The sequence below is a fragment of the Actinomadura geliboluensis genome, from assembly GCF_043197915.1.
Lineage (GTDB): Bacteria > Actinomycetota > Actinomycetes > Streptosporangiales > Streptosporangiaceae > Spirillospora > Spirillospora geliboluensis.
The window spans coordinates 790,209-809,788 of the sequence record NZ_JBICUA010000001.1 but is presented as its reverse complement, the minus strand read 5'-3'; the positions used below and the strand labels follow the sequence as shown (position 1 = coordinate 809,788).

At 74.1% G+C, this 19,580-nt stretch carries 12 protein-coding genes; 6 read left to right on the top strand and 6 right to left on the bottom strand.

All coding sequences use genetic code 11. From position 1 onward, the window contains the following. Window positions 1–16: 16 nt before the first annotated feature. Window positions 17–4,684: an Lhr family helicase gene (locus ACGFI1_RS03800; RefSeq protein ID WP_392782626.1), complete on the bottom strand. Its 4,668-nt coding sequence runs from the start codon at window positions 4,682–4,684 to the stop codon at window positions 17–19. Window positions 4,685–4,803: 119 nt separating this feature from the next. Here ACGFI1_RS03800 and ACGFI1_RS03795 point away from each other — a divergent pair, with 119 nt between their 5' ends. Next, window positions 4,804–6,081: an alpha/beta hydrolase fold domain-containing protein gene (locus tag ACGFI1_RS03795; RefSeq protein WP_392782623.1), complete on the top strand. Its 1,278-nt coding sequence runs from the start codon at window positions 4,804–4,806 to the stop codon at window positions 6,079–6,081. 10 nt (window positions 6,082–6,091) lie between these two features. After that, complete coding sequence (locus ACGFI1_RS03790) at window positions 6,092–6,286, top strand: DUF3046 domain-containing protein (protein ID WP_138638433.1); 195 nt, start codon at window positions 6,092–6,094, stop codon at window positions 6,284–6,286. A gap of 7 nt (window positions 6,287–6,293) precedes the next feature. On the opposite strand, the gene ACGFI1_RS03785 is transcribed toward ACGFI1_RS03790, so the two are convergent. Next, complete coding sequence (locus ACGFI1_RS03785; protein ID WP_392782620.1) at window positions 6,294–7,163, bottom strand: ATP-grasp domain-containing protein; 870 nt, start codon at window positions 7,161–7,163, stop codon at window positions 6,294–6,296. Window positions 7,164–7,406: 243 nt separating this feature from the next. Between ACGFI1_RS03785 and recA the strand changes: the two genes are divergently transcribed. Next, window positions 7,407–8,519, top strand: a complete 1,113-nt coding sequence (recA, locus tag ACGFI1_RS03780) for a recombinase RecA (RefSeq protein WP_386867078.1) — start codon at window positions 7,407–7,409, stop codon at window positions 8,517–8,519. Between the two features lie 154 nt (window positions 8,520–8,673). Next, on the top strand, window positions 8,674–9,213 hold the full coding sequence (recX, locus tag ACGFI1_RS03775; protein WP_392782616.1) for a recombination regulator RecX: 540 nt from the start codon (window positions 8,674–8,676) through the stop codon (window positions 9,211–9,213). Window positions 9,214–9,222: 9 nt separating this feature from the next. Here the strand turns inward: recX and ACGFI1_RS03770 are convergent, their stop codons facing one another. The 3 genes from ACGFI1_RS03770 to ACGFI1_RS03760 are packed head-to-tail and all read right to left on the bottom strand — an operon-like array spanning window position 9,223 to window position 12,748. Further along, the gene (locus tag ACGFI1_RS03770) at window positions 9,223–10,260 is read right to left on the bottom strand and encodes an ABC transporter ATP-binding protein (protein WP_392782613.1); all 1,038 of its coding nucleotides are present in this window, start codon (window positions 10,258–10,260) and stop codon (window positions 9,223–9,225) included. Continuing rightward, window positions 10,257–11,768, bottom strand: a complete 1,512-nt coding sequence (locus tag ACGFI1_RS03765) for an ABC transporter permease (protein ID WP_392737413.1) — start codon at window positions 11,766–11,768, stop codon at window positions 10,257–10,259. Before ACGFI1_RS03765 ends, ACGFI1_RS03770 begins: the two co-directional genes overlap by 4 nt. Before the next feature lie 5 nt (window positions 11,769–11,773). Further along, window positions 11,774–12,748, bottom strand: a complete 975-nt coding sequence (locus tag ACGFI1_RS03760) for an iron ABC transporter substrate-binding protein (protein ID WP_392737415.1) — start codon at window positions 12,746–12,748, stop codon at window positions 11,774–11,776. A gap of 106 nt (window positions 12,749–12,854) precedes the next feature. On the opposite strand from ACGFI1_RS03760, the gene ACGFI1_RS03755 reads away from it, so the two are divergent. Together ACGFI1_RS03755 and rny are read left to right on the top strand one after the other, a co-directional pair. Continuing rightward, window positions 12,855–15,386, top strand: coding sequence for an AMP-binding protein (locus ACGFI1_RS03755; RefSeq protein WP_392782609.1), 2,532 nt, complete (start codon window positions 12,855–12,857; stop codon window positions 15,384–15,386). 315 nt (window positions 15,387–15,701) lie between these two features. Beyond that, complete coding sequence (rny, locus tag ACGFI1_RS03750; RefSeq protein ID WP_449201644.1) at window positions 15,702–17,261, top strand: ribonuclease Y; 1,560 nt, start codon at window positions 15,702–15,704, stop codon at window positions 17,259–17,261. A gap of 36 nt (window positions 17,262–17,297) precedes the next feature. Here the strand turns inward: rny and ACGFI1_RS03745 are convergent, their stop codons facing one another. Next, window positions 17,298–19,340, bottom strand: coding sequence for a prolyl oligopeptidase family serine peptidase (locus ACGFI1_RS03745; RefSeq protein WP_392782606.1), 2,043 nt, complete (start codon window positions 19,338–19,340; stop codon window positions 17,298–17,300). Between the last annotated feature and the right edge of the window lie 240 nt (window positions 19,341–19,580).

Sequence of the window (19,580 nt, the reverse complement as noted above, 5' to 3'; positions counted from 1 at the left end):
GCGATGCCCGCCGGGGTCAGGTGCGCAGGCGCAGGCCCCTGGGGGTCGGGTGGAAGCCCGCCGACTCCAGGGCGGCGGCCAGCGGGGAGTCGTTGATCGACTCGCCGTCGGCGCGCTCGACGGTCAGCTTGCCGAGGGCCCCCTCGCGGACGGCCAGCGCCAGCGCGTCCACCGCAGGCTGCAGGACGTCCGGGTCGTCGTCCCAGGTGAGCAGGGTGCGGCCGCCGCGCTCGACGTAGAGGACGAGGCGGCCCTCGACGAGCACCACCAGCGCGCCCGCCTTGCGGCCCGGCTTGTGGCCGCTCGCGACCTCGTCGTCGCGCCCCGGCCACGGCAGCGCCGCCCCGTACGGGTTGGCGGGGTCGGCGGCGGCCAGCACGAGGGCGCGGACGTCGGGTCTGCGGGGCGTCTCCCAGAGCGCGGAGATGTCGTCCGGGGGAGCGGACGACGGGCGGAGGGCGCGGAGGCGGTCGACGGCGCCCGGCAGGGCGAACTGGGCGGCGCCCAGGCCCTCCACGAAGTAGCCGCGGCGGCAGCGGCCCGTCTCCTCGAACGCGCGCAGCACCGGGTAGACGGCGGAGAAGCCGCCGGGGGTGCGCTCGGCGGCGACGGCGCCGCGGATGACGATGCCGTACCGCTCCAGGAGCGCCTCGGCGAGGGCGTGCGAGCGCAGCGTCGCGGTGGCCTCCCGCACGGGCAGCGGCCACCAGCGCCCGGCGACCGTCGGCGGGCCCGTCCGGGACGGCAGCACGGGCCGGCCGCGCCGCGTCGTCCGGGACCGGTGCGTCGGGCGGCCGGACCCCAGCGCGGCCCGCAGCGGCGCCATCGTGTCGTTGGTGAGGTGCCCGGACCACACGAGGTCCCACACGGCGGTGACGAGGTCGGCGTCGCCCGCGGTGACGTCCGCGTTCACCCGGTCGGACAGCGTGCGGAAGAAGTGGGCGCCGCCGTCGCCGAGGGCGTCCAGGACCGCCTGGTGCACGGGCGTGAGGGTGATCTCGGCGGGCTCCGGCATGAGCAGCGGCGCGGTGTCGGCCAGGTAGAGCGCCACCCAGCCGTCGCCGCCCGGCAGCCCGCCCTGCCCCGCCCACACGACCTCGCCCGCGGACGTCAGCTCGTCCAGCATGGCCGGGGTGTAGCCGGCGACGCGGGACGGCAGGACCAGCGACTCCAGCGCCGACGCCGGGACGGCCGCGCCCTGCAGCTGCTCGACCGCCTGGACGAGCGCGTCGATGCCGCGCAGCCGCGACCCGCCCGCGATGCCGTGCCAGGCCGGCAGGAAGCGGCCGAGCGACTCCGGCGGGGACGGCTCCACCTCGGCGCGGAGCCGGGCCAGGCTGCGGCGCCGCAGCATGCGCAGGACGCCGGCGTCGCACCACTCGGTCGTCAGCGGGCCCGCCACCGCCTCGACCGGCAGGAACTCGCCCTCCACGACCCGCCCCGCGCCCGCCAGCCGGCGCAGCGTCTCGGTGACCACGGCGACGCCCAGCCCGAAGCGGGCGGCGGCCCCGGCCGCGCGGAACGGCCCGTGCGTGCGCGCGTACCGCGACACCAGGTCGCCGAGCGGGTCGTCCACCGGTTCGAGGAACGCCTCCGGGACGCCCACCGGCAGCGGCGCGCCGAGCGCGTCGCGCAGCCGCCCGGCGTCCTCGATCGCGGCCCAGTGCTCCTCGCCCGCGATCCGCACCCGGATCGCCCGCCGCGTGCCCTCCAGCTCCACCAGCCATCCCGCCGCCTCCGAAGCGGCGGGCGGCGGCGATCCCGGACCGTCCGGCGGGTCGGCGGGGACGAGCGCGCCGGAATCGTCCACCGCGAGCGCGCCGTCACCGGTGTCCGGAGGGCCGCTCGCGATGGAGAGCGTGCGGTCGGCGACCTCCGCCGTGGTGAGCGGGCCGAGGGCCCGGAGCAGGTCGGCGACGCCCTCCAGGTCGCGGGCGCGGCGGTCGGGCGCGAGGCGCTGCAGTTCGCGCTCGGTGTCGGCGACCGCGTCCGGGTCGAGCAGCTCGCGCAGGTCGGCCTGGCCGAGGAGCTCGGCGAGCAGCGCCGAGTCGAGCGCGAGGGCCTGGGCGCGGCGCTCGGCGAGCGGGGAGTCGCCCTCGTACATGAACGCGCCGACGTAGTGGAACAGCAGGGAGCGGGCGTAGGGCGACGGCTCGGGCGTCTCCACCTCGACCATGCGGACCTTGCGTCCCGACAGGTCGCGCATGAGCTGCACCAGTCCCGGGACGTCGAACACGTCCTGCAGGCACTCGCGCATCGTCTCCAGCACGATCGGGAACGACGGGTACTTGCTCGCGACGGCGAGCAGCTGCGCGGCGCGCTGGCGCTGCTGCCAGAGCGGCATGCGCTTGTCGGGACGGCGGCGGGGCAGCAGCAGCGAGCGGGCGGCGCACTCGCGGAACCGCGCCGCGAACAGCGCCGAGCCGCCCAGCTCGTCGACGACGACGCGCTCGACGTCGTCGGCGTCGAAGACGGCGAGGTCGAGGCTGGGCGGCTCGTCCATGTCGGGGATGCGGATGACGATGCCGTCGTCGGCGTGCATGGCCTGCGCGTCGACGCCGTACCGCTCGCGCAGGCGGCCCGCCATGGCGAGCGCCCAGGGCGCGTGCACACGCGCGCCCAGCGGGGAGTGGACGACCATCCGCCAGTCGCCGAGCTCGTCGCGGAACCGCTCGACGACCATGGTCCGGTCGTCGGGGACGTGCCCGGTGGCCTCGCGCTGCTCGCCCAGGTAGGAGACGAGGTTGGCGGACGCCCACGCGTCCAGCCCGGCGGCGGACGCGCGCTCCCGCGCCCGCTCGGCGGGCAGGCCGGCCAGCTCGCGGGTGAACGCGCCGAGCGCGCGGCCCAGCTCGGCGGGGCGGCCGAGGGTGTCGCCGTGCCAGAACGGCAGCTTGCCGGGCTGGCCGGGCGCGGGCGAGACGAGCACCCGGTCGGGGGTGATGTCCTCGATGCGCCACGAGCTGGCGCCGAGGACGAACACGTCGCCGACGCGGGACTCGTAGACCATCTCCTCGTCCAGTTCGCCCACGCGAGAGGACTTCTCGCCGACGAGGAACACCCCGAACAGGCCGCGGTCGGGGATCGTCCCGCCGCTGGTCACGGCGAGGCGCTGCGCGCCGGGGCGGTCGCGCAGGAGGCCGGTGACGCGGTCCCAGACGAGGCGGGGGCGCAGCTCGCCGAACTCGTCGCTGGGGTAGCGGCCGGCGAGCATGTCCAGGCACGCCTCCAGCGCCGAGCGCGGGAGCGTCGCGTAGGGCGCGGCGCGCTTCACCAGCGATTCGAGGTCGTCGACGGCCCACTCGTCCATGGAGACCATCGCGACGATCTGCTGCGCGAGGACGTCGAGGGGGTTGCGCGGGTAGCGCAGCTCCTCGATCTCGCCGCCGCGCATGCGCTCGGCCACCACCGTCGTCTGGACGAGGTCGCCGCGGTACTTGGGGAAGATGACGCCCTTGGACACGGCGCCGACCTGGTGGCCCGCGCGCCCGACCCGCTGGAGGCCGTTGGCCACCGACGGCGGCGACTCCACCTGGACGACCAGGTCGACGGCGCCCATGTCGATGCCCAGCTCCAGGCTGGACGTCGCCACGACCGCCGGGAGGCGCCCCTCCTTCAGCGCGTTCTCGATGCCGGCCCGCTCCTCCTTGGACACCGAGCCGTGGTGCGCCCTGGCGATCTCCATGGGCGCGCCCCTGGCGGCGCCCGCCTGCGCCATCGTGGCGGCGGGGGAGTGGTCTTCGGGCAGGGGCTCGCCCGTCGCGCGCTCGTAGGCGAGTTCGTTCAGCCGTCCGCAGAGCCGTTCGGCCAGCCGCCGCGAGTTCGCGAACACCAGCGTCGAGCGGTGGGCCTGGATGAGGTCGAGGAGGCGGTCCTCGACATGGGGCCAGATGCTGCGCTGGCGGGGGTCGGCGGCACCGGCGTCGTCCACGAACTGGCCGACCTCGCCCATGTCCTCCACGGGGACGACGATGTCGAGGTCGAACACCTTCTCCGACGGCGGCTGCACGACCGCCGCCGGCCGGGGCCCGCCGAGGAACGCCGCCACCTCGCCGGCGGGGCGGACGGTCGCCGACAGGCCGATCCGCTGCGCGGGCCGTTCGAGCAGCGCGTCGAGGCGTTCGAGGGACAGCGCCAGGTGCGCGCCGCGCTTGGTGCCCGCCACGGCGTGCACCTCGTCCACGATGACGGTCTCGACGCCGCGCAGCGACTCGCGCGCCCGCGAGGTGAGGATCAGGAACAGCGACTCCGGCGTGGTGATCAGGATGTCCGGCGGTTTCACGGCGAGCCGGCGGCGCTCGTCGGCCGGGGTGTCGCCGGACCGCATCCCCACCCGGACGCCCGGTTCCGGCAGGTCGAGCCGCCGCGCCGCGTGCCGGATGCCCGTCAGCGGGGCGCGCAGGTTGCGCTCGACGTCGACCGCGAGGGCCTTCAGCGGCGACACGTACAGGACGCGGCAGCGCCGCAGCGGGTCGTCGGGGACGGGCTCGGTGGCGAGCCGGTCGAGGGACCACAGGAACGCCGCCAGGGTCTTGCCGGACCCCGTCGGCGCCACGACCAGCGTGTTGTCGCCGCCCGCGATCGACGCCCACGCCCCGGCCTGCGCGGGCGTGGGCGCGGCGAACGCCCCGGAGAACCAGGCACGGGTCGCCGGGGAGAAGCGTTCGAGCACGTCACCGCCCATGGCGCCATCCTGCCTCGCGGGTCCGACAGAACGCGCGGGAGTGGTGGGCGTCACATTGTAAGCAAGCGCTTGTACGGGCATGGTCTACCGGTAGGACGCACACCCCAAGGGAGTCCGCGATGCCCTACGTCCTGCTCGCCCTCGGGATCCTCTTCGCGTTGACCGCGGTCAACGCGCACGCTCCCCGGCGCGGCGGCCTGCTTCTCGTGCCGGGCTTCTTCTTCGGCTGGCTGACGATCGAGATGGCGCCCCATGTGCTCGTGACGTGGGCCATCGCCACCTCTCTCGTGGCCGCGTTCGGGGGACTGGACGGCTGGGCCGGCTGGACGGGTCTCGTCCTGGCGCTCGCCGGAATGGCGGGCGTCGCGGCCACCATCGCGACGTCCCGCCGTACGGTCGTCACCCTGCGGGAGTGCGGTACACCGCTCGACCTGGACCCTGAAGGCGCGCCCCGCTTCCCGCTGGCGCCGCTCTTCGTCCCGCCGCTGTGCCTGATCCCGCGCAAGGGCGTGCGCGTCGACCGCAACGTCCTGTACCGCGAGGAAGGGCGGCTCCGCCTCAAGCTGGACGTGTACCGCCCCGTGGCCGATGCCGCCGATGGTGTGCTGCGTCCGGGCCTCATGCAGATCCACGGCGGTGCATGGGTCATCGGAGACAAGCGCGAGCAGGGCCTGCCGCTGCTCAACCACATGGCCTTGCAGGGGTGGGTCGGCTTCAACGTCAACTACCGGCTCAGCCCGCGCGCCACCTGGCCGGAGCACCTGATCGACCTGAAGCACTTCCTCGCCTGGTACAAGGAGCACGCCGAGGAGTACGGGGCCGACCCCGACTTCCTCTGCGTGACCGGTGGTTCGGCCGGCGGGCACCTCACCGCGCTGGTGGCGCTGACCGCGAACGAGCCCGAATTCCAGCCGGGCTTCGAGGACGTCGACACGAGCGTGCAGGGCGCCGTCCCGTTCTACGGCGTCTACAACCTCGTCGAGGCGGGGCCCTGGCCCGTCCCCATGGGGTCCACTCGCATCATGGAGAAGATGGTCATCAAGAAGCCCTTCGCCGAGAACCGCGAGGTGTACGCCAACGCGTCCCCCGTCACGCACATCAGCGAGGACGCGCCGCCCTTCTTCGTCATCCACGGGAGCCGCGACTCGCTCATCCCCGTGGCGGAGGCCCGGCGATTCGTCGAACGGCTCAGAGAAGTCTCCGCGTCGCCCGTCGTCTACGCCGAGATGCAGGGCGCCCAGCACGCCTTCGACGTCTTCCCCTCCTACCGGACGGCCCGCGTCATCGAGGGCGTCGAGCGCTACCTGACCGGCCTGCACCGCCAGTACCGGCAGGGCACCGGACCGGACGTCCGCGACCAGGTCGCGCGGTCCTTGGGGGAGCCCTCCGTCGGATAGCGTGGAGGGCGTGCGGCTCACAGTGTTCTGGGATCGGATGAACCAGCAGTTCGGCGAAAGCTATGCCCAGAGCGTGGCCAAGGACTATGTCATGGCGGAACTGGGCGGCCGCACCATCGAGCAGGCCCTCGCCGACGGCGAATCTGCCAAGCGGGTGTGGCAGGCCGTCGTCGCCACCTTCGACGTCCCCTCGACCCTCCGCTAGGGGGAGGTCAGTCCGGGACGGGCAGGTGGGCGTAGAGGTCCATCGCGTCCACGGACGACGGCAGATCGCTGACCTGGCCGTCGCCGACCTCCACGACGCGCCAGGCGCCGTCCGTCCGGCGGGCCACATCCGTGGTGATGAACCGGCAGCCCAAGGCGCGGACGGCCGGAGCCACGGCGGTCAGATCGGGATCGAGTTCCACACCGGGGCTGTCAGGGTGCGGCCCCACCAGCGCGGGCTCGCCGTCCACCCACCACACGCGCGCCTCGCCGCCGCCGTCGTACTCCTCGAACTCGCGGACGACGAGACCGCCCGCCAGATGGTCGTCCCGCAGCGCGACCATCTTGGAGGCGATGTCGTGCAGCCGGGGCAGGTTCTTCACGTCCGGGACGAAGCACGCCTCCTCCCACTCGTGCTTGCACGACTTCACGTAGTCCTTGACGATGCCCGGCCCGCTCCGCAGCGGCCGGACCAGCTCGGCCAGCTCACTGGGATCGCCCGGATCCTGGCCGGTCCCCAGAGGGCGCCACACGCTGTTCGGGGTCAGCCCGGCGAACGTCTCGTGCCAGCCCGGCAGCTCATGGGCGCGCCTATAGTCGTCCGGGTGCGTGAGCAACACCGTGCCGCGCTGCTTCAGGGCGGCGGCCATCGCGGCGTACTCGCCCGCCGACAGCATCCAGCCTCGGTACCAGACCGGGCCCAGGCCGGCGGGCACGGCGCCGATCGCGTCCTCCACGTCCCCGCGCCGCAGCGCGTCGTGGTCGATCAGGGCCGTCTCGCCGTAGTGGTCCCGGACGGCCTCGGCCTCGCGGGAGAAGTGGGGGTCAACGCGCCGGGGATGGAGCGGATCGACGCAGAAGAGGACGGTCAGCGTCATGATTGGAACCCTCCGTGGACGGCGCCAGCGTACGGGGTCGGGACCATGGAACGCACGGCGATTCCCGTCCAAATCGCCATACCGGACGATGATCGAACGGATGTTCGGTAGGCTGGTCCCGGCACGCGGCGTCGTCCACAATCGCGCCGGGCGCTCGAAAGTGTCGGTGGCCCGCCGTAACGTCGCCCTCGACATCGCAAGCAGCGGCCGAGAGCCGACAGTCACGACGAGAAGGACATCTCAATGGCAGCGAACGACCGGGAGAAGGCTCTCGAGACCGCACTCGCCCAGATCGAGCGGCAGTTCGGCAAGGGGTCGGTCATGCGGATGGGCGAGGAGGCCCGGGCGCCCGTCGAGGTGATCCCGACCGGCGCGATCTCCCTCGACATCGCGCTCGGCATCGGCGGCCTGCCGCGCGGCCGCGTCGTCGAGGTGTACGGCCCCGAGGGCTCCGGCAAGACCTCCATCGCGCTGCACGCCGTGGCGAGCGTGCAGAAGAAGGGCGGCATCGCCGCGTTCGTCGACGCCGAGCACGCGCTCGACCCCGAGTACGCCGCCAAGCTCGGCGTCGACATCGACGCCCTGCTGGTCTCCCAGCCCGACACCGGCGAGCAGGCCCTGGAGATCACCGACATGCTGATCCGCTCCGGCGCGATCGACATCGTCGTCATCGACTCCGTCGCCGCGCTCGTCCCCCGCGCCGAGATCGAGGGCGAGATGGGCGACAGCCACGTCGGCCTCCAGGCCCGCCTGATGTCGCAGGCGCTGCGCAAGCTCACCGGCGCGATCAACCAGACCAAGACCACCGCCATCTTCATCAACCAGCTCCGCGAGAAGGTCGGCGTCATGTTCGGCTCGCCCGAGACGACCACCGGCGGCCGGGCGCTGAAGTTCTACGCCTCGGTCCGGCTGGACGTCCGCCGCATCGAGACCCTGAAGGACGGCACCGAGGCCGTCGGCAACCGGGTCCGCGTCAAGGTCGTCAAGAACAAGATGGCCCCGCCGTTCCGCGTCGCCGACTTCGACCTGCTCTACGGCCAGGGCATCAGCCGCGAGGGCGGCCTGATCGACCTCGGCGTGGAGCACGGCTTCGTCCGCAAGTCCGGCGCCTGGTACACCTACGACGGCGACCAGCTCGGCCAGGGCAAGGAGAACGCCCGCAACTTCCTCAAGGCCAACCCCGACCTGGCGGACGGCATCGAGAAGAAGATCAAGGAGAAGCTGGGCATCGGCCCCAAGGTCGACAAGGAGGCCGCGCCTGCGGCGGCCCCGGACGCCGCCCCGGCCCCCGCGCCCGCGGTCAAGACCCCCGCCGCGAAGAAGACCGCGAAGGCCGCCAAGACGGGTGATTCCTGACAAGGAATCCCCTGATATGGGTGACTCTTGACGAAGAGTAAGCGATGATCTCCTATGCAGGGCGGCGGCGCCTTACCGGGCACCGCAGGACCGGTGCCCGGACCTTCCCCGATGGCGCCGCCGCTCCCACGGCGGTCACCCGGCGCGGCGGCCGATGAGCCCGGCCCCGCGCGCCACCGAGGGCGGCGACCCGGAGGCCAGGGCGCGCGAGGTGTGCCTGCGCCTCCTCTCGGCGTCGCCGCGCACCCGCGCCCAGCTCGCCGACGCCCTCCGCCGCAAGGACGTGCCCGACGACGTCGCCGACCGGGTCCTCGCGCGCTTCACCGACGTCGGCCTGATCGACGACGAGGCGTTCGCGCAGGCCTGGGTCCAGTCCCGCCACAGCGGCCGCGGCCTGGCCAAGCGCGCCCTGGCCGCCGAACTCCGCCGGCGCGGCGTCGCCGACGACACCGTCAACGAGGCCGTCGAGACCCTCGACCCGGCCCAGGAGGAGGAGACCGCCCGCGCCTTGGTCGTCCGTAAGCTGCCCGCCACCCGCGGCGCAGACCCCGCCAAGCGCATGCGCCGCCTCGTCGGCATGCTCGCCCGCAAGGGCTACCCGCCCGGCCTCTCCTACCGCGTGGTGAGGGAGGCCCTCGCCGACGAGGGCACCGACCCCGACAGCGTCCCCGCCCCGCCCGATCCCGTCGACTGACGGTCGGCGTCAGGAGGTGGAGTGGAAGGTGGCCTCGCCGGTGAGGCGGAGGCCGGTGGAGTCGCCGGGGCGCAGCTGTAGGTGCCCGTCGACCCGGATGTCGACGGGGGCCGCGAGGCCCTCGACCGAAACGGTGACCATGGCGTCGTGCCCGTAGTAGCGGACGTCGGTCACCGTCCCGCCCGGGGCGGTCCCGCCGGCCTCGGTGAGCCGCAGCTGCTCGGGGCGCAGGATCACCGTGCCGTCGCCGGCGGCCCCGGCGGGCCTGCTCAGCGCGACCGTGCCGAGGGCGGTCGTGGCGGTGCCGTCCGAGGCGGTGCCCGGCAGGAGCACGGCGTCGCCGACGAAGCCCGCGACCCACGGGCTCGCGGGCCGGCCGTACACCTCCTGCGGGGTACCGCACTGGGCGACGCGCCCGGCGTGGACGACCGCGACGAGGTCGGCGGTGGACAGGGCCTCCTGCTGGTCGTGGGTGACGAGGAGGGCGGTGGCGCCGATGGTGCGCAGGGCGGCGCGCACGTCGGCGCGTATCCCGGCGCGCAGCGCGCTGTCCAGCGCGTTGAACGGCTCGTCGAGCAGGACCAGCGCGGGCTCCGGGGCCAGGGCCCGGGCCAGCGCGACCCGCTGCTGCTGGCCGCCGGACAGCTCGTGCGGCATCCGGCGGCCGTACCCGGCGAGGCCCACCAGTTCGAGCATCTCCTCGGTGCGGCGGTGCCGCGCGGCGCGATCGGTCACGCCGAAGGCGACATTGCGGGCCACGCTCAGGTGCGGGAACAGCGCGCCCTCCTGGGGCACGATGCCGATGCGGCGGCGCTCCGGCGGGACGTGCGTCCCGGTGGCGGTGAGGGCGCGTCCGCCCACGGTGACGGTGCCCGCGTCGGCGCGCAGGAAGCCCGCCACGATCCGGAGCAGGGTGGTCTTCCCGCAGCCGGACGGGCCGAGGACGGCGGCCAGGGAGCCGCCGGGGACGGTGAGGTCGAGCCCGTCCAGGACGGCCCCCTCGGGGCCGTACGCCTTGGTCAGGCCTTCGATTCGCAACTCGCTCACGGGCGCTGTCTTCCGAGGAGGTAGGAGGGGACGGCCGCGAGCAGGATCAGCGCGGCCGCGTACGGGGCGGCGGCGGAGTAGGAGGCGGTGCCCGTCTCCGTCCAGAGCCGGGTGGCGAGGGTGTCCATGCCGGTGGGGCGCAGCAGCAGGGTCGCGGGCAGCTCCTTCATGCAGATCACGAAGGTCAGCGCCGCGCCCGCCGCGACGCCGGGGGCCGCCAGCGGTAGGGTCACCGCCCGGAGCACGCGCAGCGGGCCGCGGCCGAGCGAGCGGGCGACGTCCTCCAGGACGGGCGGGGACTGCAGCACGGCGGCGCGGGTGGCGGCGACCGCGACCGGCAGGAACAGCACCGCGTAGGCGCAGACCAGCAGCGGCAGCTCCTGGTAGATCGGGGTGGCGTAGCGGACGGCGAAGAAGACCAGGGCGAGGGCGACGGTGATGCCGGGCAGCGCGTGCCCGGCGTAGGCGGCCTGCTCGATCAGCTCGGCGGCCCGCCCCCGGTGGCGGGCGGCGAGCACCCCGACGGGCAGGGCGAGCGCGGTGGTGAGCGCGGCGCCCGCGCCCGCCACGGCGAGGGTGACGCCCGCGGTGCCCAGCAGCCCGGCGGGGTCCCAGCCGGCGCGGTTCCCGGTCACCAGCCAGTAGGCGAGCGTGCCCAGCGGGAACGCGACGGCGGCCGCGGCGACGGCGCCGCACCAGGCGAGGGCGGGCGCCGCCGCCCGGCCGAGCGGGACCGGAGCGGACGGCCGGGCGGTTCCGCCGCCGGTGCGGGCGTGCCCGCGCCGTCCGCGGGTCCGGGTCTCCAGGGCGACGACGCCGATGGTCAGCACGACGAGGACCGCGCTCAGCGCGGCGGCCGGGGTGCGGTCGAAGCTGGCCTGGTAGGAGGTGTAGATCCCGCGGGTGAACGTGTCGTACCGCATCAGCGACACCGCGCCGAAGTCGGACAGGACGTACAGCGCGACGAGCAGCCCGCCGCCGGCCGCGGCCGGACGGAGCTGGGGGAGGGTGACGCGGCGGAACGTCCGCACCGGGCCCGCGCCGAGGGACCGGGACGTCTCCTCCTGCGCGGGGTCGATGCCGCGCAGCGCGGCGGCGACCGGGAGGAGGACGTAGGGGTAGCTGACCAGGGTCAGCGACACCGCGGACCCGGCGAATCCCGACATGCCCGGCACTGCGGACAGCCAGGCGAAGGCGGCCACGTAGCTGGGCACGGCCAGCGGGAGGGTGGCGAGCACCGCCCAGGCGCGGGCGCCGGGCAGCGCGGTGCGCACGGTGAGCCAGGCCAGCGAGATGCCGAGGACGAGGCAGGCGGTCACCACCACGGCGGCCAGCGCCAGGCTGCGGACGAGGAGCAGCCCGGTGCCCTCGGTAGTGATCACCGACCAGGCGAAGCCGGGGCCCCGCTCCAGCGCCCGCACGGCCAGGTAGCCGAGGGGCAGCAGGGCGAGGGCCCCGGCCAGGCACGCCGGAGCGAGCAGGATCCGGGGGGCGCGAGCCGCGGTCATGCGGGTCAGACCATCCCCGCTTCGCGCAGCATCGCCAGGGTCCGCTGCAGCGAATCGAGTTCGCCGAGGTCGATCCGGGGGGCCTTCAGCGAGTCCAGCGGAGGCAGGCCGGGGACGGTGCTGGTGACGCCGGCGGCCAGCGGGTACTCCTTGGTCTCGTCGCTGAAGTAGGTCTGCGCCTCGGGCGACAGCAGGTAGTCGACGGCCTTGAGCGCCGCCGCCCGGTGCCCGGCGCCCTTGAGGACGCCGACGCCCGCGACGTTGATCAGGGCGCCGGGGTCGCCGCCGGGCAGGTAGTGCAGCTTGGCGGTGACGCCGCCCGCGCCCTTCTCGGCGACCTTCTCGTACCAGTAGTAGTGGTTGATGAGGCCGAGGGCGGCCTGCCCGGAGTTCACCGCGTCCAGCACGGCGATGTTGTTGTCGTAGGCCTTGACGCCGTTGGCCTTCAGGCCCTTCAGCCAGGCGAGCGTGGCCTCGTCGCCGTCCAGGACGCGCATGCCGGTGACGAACGCCTGGAAGGACGCGTTGGTCGGCGCGTAGGCGATCTTGCCCTTCCATTCCGGCTTGACGAGGTCGCGCACGGTGTCGGGCGCCTTGGCGACCTGCCCGGGGTGGTAGGCCAGCACGCGGACGCGGCCGGAGACGCCGACCCAGTCGCCGGCGCCGCCGCGGAACTGCGCGGCGACCTTGTCGAGGGACGCCTGGGGCAGTTTCTCCATGCGGCCGGCCTTGGCGAGGGCGCCGAGCGCGCCGGCGTCCTGGGAGAGGAACAGGTCGGCCTTGGTCTTGTCGCCCTCCTCCAGGAGCTGGGCGGACAGCTCGGCGCTGGAGCCGTAGCGCACCTCGACGTCGGTGCCGACGGCCTTCTCCAGCTTCTCCAGCAGCGGCTTCACGAGGCCCTCGTTGCGGCCGGAGTAGACGACAAGACCGGCCTCGCTCCCGAGGCCGCATGCGGCGAGTGGCAATACGAGAGCCGTCATGGCCAGAGTGGACGTGAGACGGCGCAGGGGGTTTCGCATGGCTTCCTCGGGATGCGGTTCGGTAAGCGATTTGGCAGAGAGCTTAGCCTTACCTAACATACGCCGCGTGATCACCCCCCACGCGGTGCCGCCCCCGGACGTCCCGTTCGCCGGCGGACTCGCGGTTCACGCGGAGCGGACGGCGCTCATCACCTCCGGCGCCGCCGTGACCTACCGCGAACTCGCGGACCGGGTCGCGGCCGCCGCCCGCCGGCTCGGCCCCGGACGGCGGCTCGTCCTGCTCGCGGGCGCCAACACGGTCGACGCCCTCGCCGTCTACCTGGCGGCGCTCGCGTCCGGGCATCCCGTCCTGCTGGCGCCGCACGACCGGCCCGACTCCCTGCGGTCCCTGACCGCCGCCTACGACCCGGACGTCGTGGCCCTCCCGGACGGGACGCTCGACGAGCGGCGCGAGGGCTCCGCGCACACCCTGCACCCCGACCTCGCGCTGCTGCTCAGCACGTCCGGCTCGACGGGGTCGCCGAAACTCGTCCGGCTGTCGCACGAGAACCTGCGGTCGAACGCGGAGTCCATCGCCGCCTACCTGGACATCCGCCCCGGCGACCGCGCCGCCACGACCCTGCCGATGCACTACTGCTACGGCCTGTCGGTCATCAACAGCCATCTGCTGCGCGGCGCGGGGCTCGTCCTCACGGACCTGTCGGTGGCCGACGACCGCTTCTGGGAACTGTTCCGCGCCGCGCGGGGCACCGCGCTGGCGGGCGTCCCCTACACCTTCGAGCTGCTGGACCGGGTGGGTTTCGCCGACATGCGGCTGCCGTCGCTGCGGTACGTCACCCAGGCGGGCGGGCGGATGCCCGCCGACCGGGTGGCGCGCTACGCGGCGCTCGGCAGGCGGCGCGGCTGGGACCTGGTCGTCATGTACGGCCAGACCGAGGCGACGGCCCGCATGGCCTACCTGCCTCCCGAACTCGCCTCCGCCCACCCGGAGGCGATCGGTGTTCCGATCCCCGGCGGGTCCTTCCGGCTGGAGCCGCTGCCGGACGGTTCCGCACCCGGCACCGGCGAACTGGTGTACACGGGCCCGAACGTCATGCTCGGCTACGCCGGCGGCCCCGCCGACCTGGCCCTCGGCCGTACCGTCGATGAGCTGCGCACCGGCGATGTGGCGCGGCGGCTGCCGGGCGGGCTGTACGAGATCGTGGGGCGCCGCGGCCGGTTCGTGAAGCCGTACGGCCTGCGCGTCGACCTGCAGCGCGTCGAGGAGATGCTCGCCGGGCACGGCCTGACCGCATGCTGTGCCGGCGACGACACGGGCCTGGTCGTGGCCGTGGCGGGCGGCGATGCCGGCGCCCGGAGCGTCCGGCGGCTGGTGGCGGCCGAATGCGGCCTGCCGGCCAGGGCGGTCAGCGCGCACGTCCTGCCCGAGATCCCCCGGCTGGCCACCGGCAAGCCCGACCTTCAGGCCGTGCTGGGGCTGGGCCGCGCCGAGCCGGCGGCCGGCCCGGACCTGTGCCGCCTGTACGCCCGGATCCTGGACCGCCCAGACGTCACCGAGGACGACAGCTTCGTCGGTCTCGGCGGCGATTCGCTGTCCTACGTGGAGATGTCGCTGAAGCTGGAGGAGGCCCTCGGCGCACTGCCCGCCGACTGGCACACCCGGCGCATCCGCGACCTGCGGCGCCCGGCCCGGCGCGCCCGGCTGCGGACGCTGGAGACGGGCATCGTGCTGCGCGCCGCCGCGATCGTGCTCATCGTCGGGTCGCACATCGGCGTGTTCACGGTCCGGGGCGGGGCGCACGTGCTGCTCGCGGTGGCGGGCTTCAACTTCGCCCGGTTCCACCTCACCACCGCCGCCGGGGCGGGAAGCCGCCGCGCGGACCTGCTGGCGGCGCTGGCCCGGATCGCCGTGCCGAGCGTCGTCTGGATCGGCCTGGCGGCGCTCCTCACCGCCGACTACCACCTGGCCGACGCGCTGCTGCTGAAGAGCGCGACCGGGCACGACGGCAACTACTGGTTCATCGAGGTGATCGTCTACATCCTGGCCGCCATGGCGGCGTTGCTGAGCGTCCCGGCCCTGGACCGGGCGGAGCGGCGCGCCCCCTTCGGGTTCCCGCTCGGCCTCCTGGCGGCCGCGCTGCTCCTGCGGTACGACCTCGGCGGCCGCACGGACCTGCCGGACGCGATCACCGCCTGCTGGCTGTTCCCGCTCGGCTGGGCCGCCGCGAGGGCGTCCGGGCCGGCGCAGCGGCTGCTGGTGTCCGCGGTGGCGCTGGCCACCGTCCCCGGCTACTTCGGCTCGGGCGCGTCCCCGCGGACGGTCGTCGTCATCGCCGGCGTCCTCCTGCTGATCTGGATCCCGAAGCTGCCGAGCGCGGCCTGGCTCAACCGGCTCACCGGCCTGCTGGCCGCCGGATCGCTCTACATCTACCTGGTCCACTGGCAGATCTACCCGCTGCTGGAGGACCGCTCGGAGGTGCTGGCCCTGCTCGCCTCCCTCGCGGGCGGCGTCGCCTACGCCGCCGTCGCCACCAGGGTGGTCCGCCGCGCGGGCGGGTGGGCCGCCGCGGCCCGGCCGGTCCCGGCGGCGGGGATTGGCCAGGTCCGGACGGGCGCGGGGAGTCAGGAGGGGTGGTAAGGGAGGAGTCACGCTGACGTTCGGTTAGTCCGGAATGCCCCTCGTTTGCTTGCTCATTACCTCCATGCCGCTTACCGTTACGGCAGTGAGGAGTTACTCCGCGTCTCGCGGATTGCCATACGACCGAGCACGTTCCAGCAGCTGAGAGGCATACAGGACACGTTCGTCGACCGGATGCGGCCGAGTCATCGAGGGCGCGCCGCGTGCGGCCCGGTGACGTCGTGCGTCCGCGCGCGCGAGTAAATCCTCGCTAGGCAGGGTCCCGAAGTCCGGACGGGCCCGCGGCGAGGAAGGATCTGCCTCATGGAGAGCGTCCTGCTGGGTGCAGCGCTGCTGGTGACCCTGGTCGCTCTCGTGATCGCGATCCTGTGGCGGCCCGGCATGTCCGGCAGAGCCGCGGCGGAGATCGCCCGCGCGCAGAGCGAGGCCGACGAGATCCGGTCGAAGGCCGAGCGGGACGCGCGCGACGCCCTGGAGCAGGCCGAGCGCGACACGCAGCGGCTCACCGCCGACGCCCGCGCGGAGGCCGAGCAGGAGGGCCGCGCGATCAAGGACGACCTGCGAGCCGTCCGGGAGGATCTGGAGCGCCGGGAGGCCCGGCTCGCCGAGCGCGAGCAGCGGCTGGACGCCGAGATGCGCCGCCTGGAGGAGTGGCAGGCGCGGCTCGCCGAGGCCCGGCAGGCGCTCGACGCCCGCAAGGAGGAGCTGGCCGGCGTCGCCGAGGAGCGCCGCAAGGTGCTGGAGCAGGCCGCCGGTCTCACCGCCGGGCAGGCCAAGGCCGAGCTCGTCGCGGCGATCGAGAACCAGGCCAAGCGGGAGTCCATCCCGATCGTCCGCGAGATCGAGAACACGGCGCGGACCGAGGGCGAGAAGCGCGCCCGCAAGATCGTGACGCTGGCGATCCAGCGGGTCGCGAGCGAGCAGACGGCGGAGTCGGTCGTGTCGGTGCTGCACCTGCCGAGCGACGAGATGAAGGGCCGCATCATCGGCCGGGAGGGCCGCAACATCCGGGCGTTCGAGACGACGACCGGGGTGAACCTCATCATCGACGACACGCCCGAGGCGGTGCTGCTGAGCTGCTTCGACCCCGTGCGCCGCGAGGTCGGGCGGCTGACGCTGGAGAAGCTCGTGCTGGACGGGCGCATCCACCCGCAGCGCATCGAGGAGATCTACGAGCGCAGCCGGAGCGACGTGGAGCAGCTGTGCGTCCGGGCCGGCGAGGACGCCCTGGTGGAGGTCGGCATCGCCGACATGCACCCGGAGCTGATCGCGCTGCTCGGCCAGCTGCGGTACCGCACGTCCTACGGGCAGAACGTGCTGAAGCACCTGATCGAGTCCGCGCACATCGCCGGGGTCATGGCGAGCGAGCTGCGCCTCCCGGTGGAGATCGCGAAGCGGTGCACGCTGCTGCACGACATCGGCAAGGCGCTCACCCACGAGGTGGAGGGCAGCCACGCGCTGATCGGCGCCGAGATCGCGCGCCGCTACGGCGAGCACGAGGACGTCGTCCACGCGATCGAGGCCCACCACAACGAGGTCGAGGTCCGGACGGTGGAGGCCGTGCTGACCCAGGCCGCGGACGCGGTGAGCGGCAGCCGCCCGGGGGCGCGCCGCGAGTCGCTGGAGGCCTACGTCAAGCGCCTGGAGCGGCTGGAGCAGATCGCCCGCGAGAAGCACGAGGGCGTGGAGAAGGTCTTCGCGATGCAGGCCGGCCGCGAGATCCGCGTGATGGTCAAGCCGGACACCGTCGACGACATCCAGGCGCAGGTCATCGCCCGCGACATCGCCAAGCAGGTCGAGGACGAGCTGACCTACCCGGGCCAGATCCGCGTCACCGTGGTCCGCGAGTCCCGCGCCATCGAATTCGCCCGCTGACCTGCTCGACGTCCAGGCTGAATCGTGCCCTGACGGTCAGCCCACGGTGAGGTTGATGGGCTCCACGCCGCGGGGCTCGAAGCCGAGGGTCTGCCCGTAGAAGGCCAGCTCCGCCTCCAGGCTGCGGATGACCGTGGCGGCCTTCCGGAAGCCGTGGGACTCGCCCTCGAACGTGAGGTAGGCGTGCGGCGTCTTCTTGTCGCGCAGCGCCAGCGCGAACCGCTCGGACTGGTCCGGCGGCACCACCGGGTCGCTGAGGCCCTGCAGGAGCAGGACGGGGCAGGCGGTCTTGTCGGCGTGCCCGAGCGGTGAGCGCTCCTCGTAGGCGCGCTCGAAGCCGGGCAGGGGGCCGATGAGGCCGAACAGGTAGTGCGACTCGAAGTCGTGGGTGGCCTCGGCGAAGCTCTGCAGGTCGCTGATGCCGTAGTAGGACGTCGCGGCCTTGAACACGTCGGTCTGCGTGATCGCGGCCAGCGTCGTCCAGCCGCCCGCGGAGCCGCCCCGGATGGCGAGACGTGCAGGGTCGGCTATTCCGCCGTCTACGAGCGCCTGGGCGGCGGCTATGGCGTCCTCTACGTCGACCACGCCCCACTGGCGGCGCAGCCGCTCGCGGTAGGCGCGGCCGTAGCCGCTGGAGCCGCCGTAGTTGACGTCGACGACGCCGATGCCGCGGCTGGTGAAGTAGGCCCGCTCCAGGTCGAGCACCTTGGAGACCCGGCCGGTGGGGCCGCCGTGCACGAACACGACGTACGGCGGCAGCTCGCCCTCGGGCGCGGCGGCCTCCGGGTTGGTCGGCGGGAACACGTAGGCGTGGACGGGACGCCCGAACGGCCCTTCGAGGCGCTCGGCGCGCGGCCTGGACAGGTACGCGACGTCCGGCAGCTCGGCCAGCTCGCGGCGCAGCCCCTCGACGCGCCCGGTCGTGGTGTCGACGCGGACGACGGAGGGCGGCAGGTCGGGGCCGCCGGCGATGCCGACGATCGTCGTCCCGTCCGCGGACAGCTCCGTCGACCAGTGCTCGTAGGGGACCTCCAGGTCGACGAGGTCGAGCGTCTCGGGGTCGTAGACGCCGAGGCGCATGTCGCCCTCGCCGTGCAGGACGGCGAGGCGCCCGTCGCCGAGCAGCGCGTACGGCATGCCGCCGAGCTGCCACAGCGGGGCGGCGAACTCCTCCTCGGCCGGGTAGAGGGCCTGCGGGGACTCGCCGTGCAGCCCGACCTGGTAGATGTTCCACCAGCCGGGCCAGTCGGAGATGACGTACAGGGACTCGTCGTCTCGCCACAGCGGCGCGAGGGCCGACTCCTTGAGCCCGCCCTTGACGGTGCGGGGCGCGACCGTACGGCCGTCCTCCAGCGCCGCCACGCGCACCTCAGTGCCGTCCCAGGGCATGCGGGGGTGGTTCCACTGCACCCAGGCGAGGTGCCCGCCGCCCGGGGACGGGACGGGGTTGGCGTAGAACTGCGCCCCGGTGACCAGCTCGCGGATGGCGCCGGCGTCGCCGGCGGCGCGGCCGTCCAGCGGCACGGCGACGATGGCCCGCCTGATCCCCGTGGTGCCGGGCTCCTCCGCCGGCGGTGCCGCGGCCTCGGCACCCTCGGCGGCGGGCTCGGGCGCCGCCTCCGCCGGCGCGGCGATGTGGCCCTCGCACACGCACCAGATCTCCGTCCGGTCCGGGGACAGCACGAAGTCGGCGTAGCGCAGCCCCGCCGGGACGGCCGGCTCGGGCGTCAGCGGGTAGGGCTTGGGGTCGCCCTCGTCGAGCCGGTGGAGCCGCTGGTCGTCGTAGTTGGCGAAGACGATCGACCAGCCCTCCCCGGTGCGGACGGGCAGGTACGACCGGCCCCCGTACTCGTGGACGCGGGTACGGGCGTTCCACGGGGCCTGCAGCAGCTCCGTGCGGTGGCCGCCCTTGAGATGGATGACCGTGGTCCGTCCGTCCTCCTCGGGGCGGGTCTCCTGCCACCAGACGTCATCGCCCGCGACGGTGGGGAAACTGAGGCGCAGCCGGGCGCGGGCGACATCGGCCGCGGAGATGGGGGAGGGCCAGGAGCCGTAGGGGAGGGTCGCACGAGCGGTCATAACAGGAATCGTCCCGCATACGGGGATCGGTTGGGGCCATGACGCCCTGTTTGACTTCGGAAAGATACAAGCGCGCCACCAGCGGACTCACCGGTAACGTGCGCCGGAACGACCGCGGGGGGGGGGGGGGGGGGGGGGGGGGGGGGGGGGGGGCGGCGGGGGGGGGGGCGCCGGCGGGGGGGGGGGGGGCGGGGGGGGGCGGCCCGCGCCCCCCCCCCCGCCCCCGCCCCGGCCCGGGGC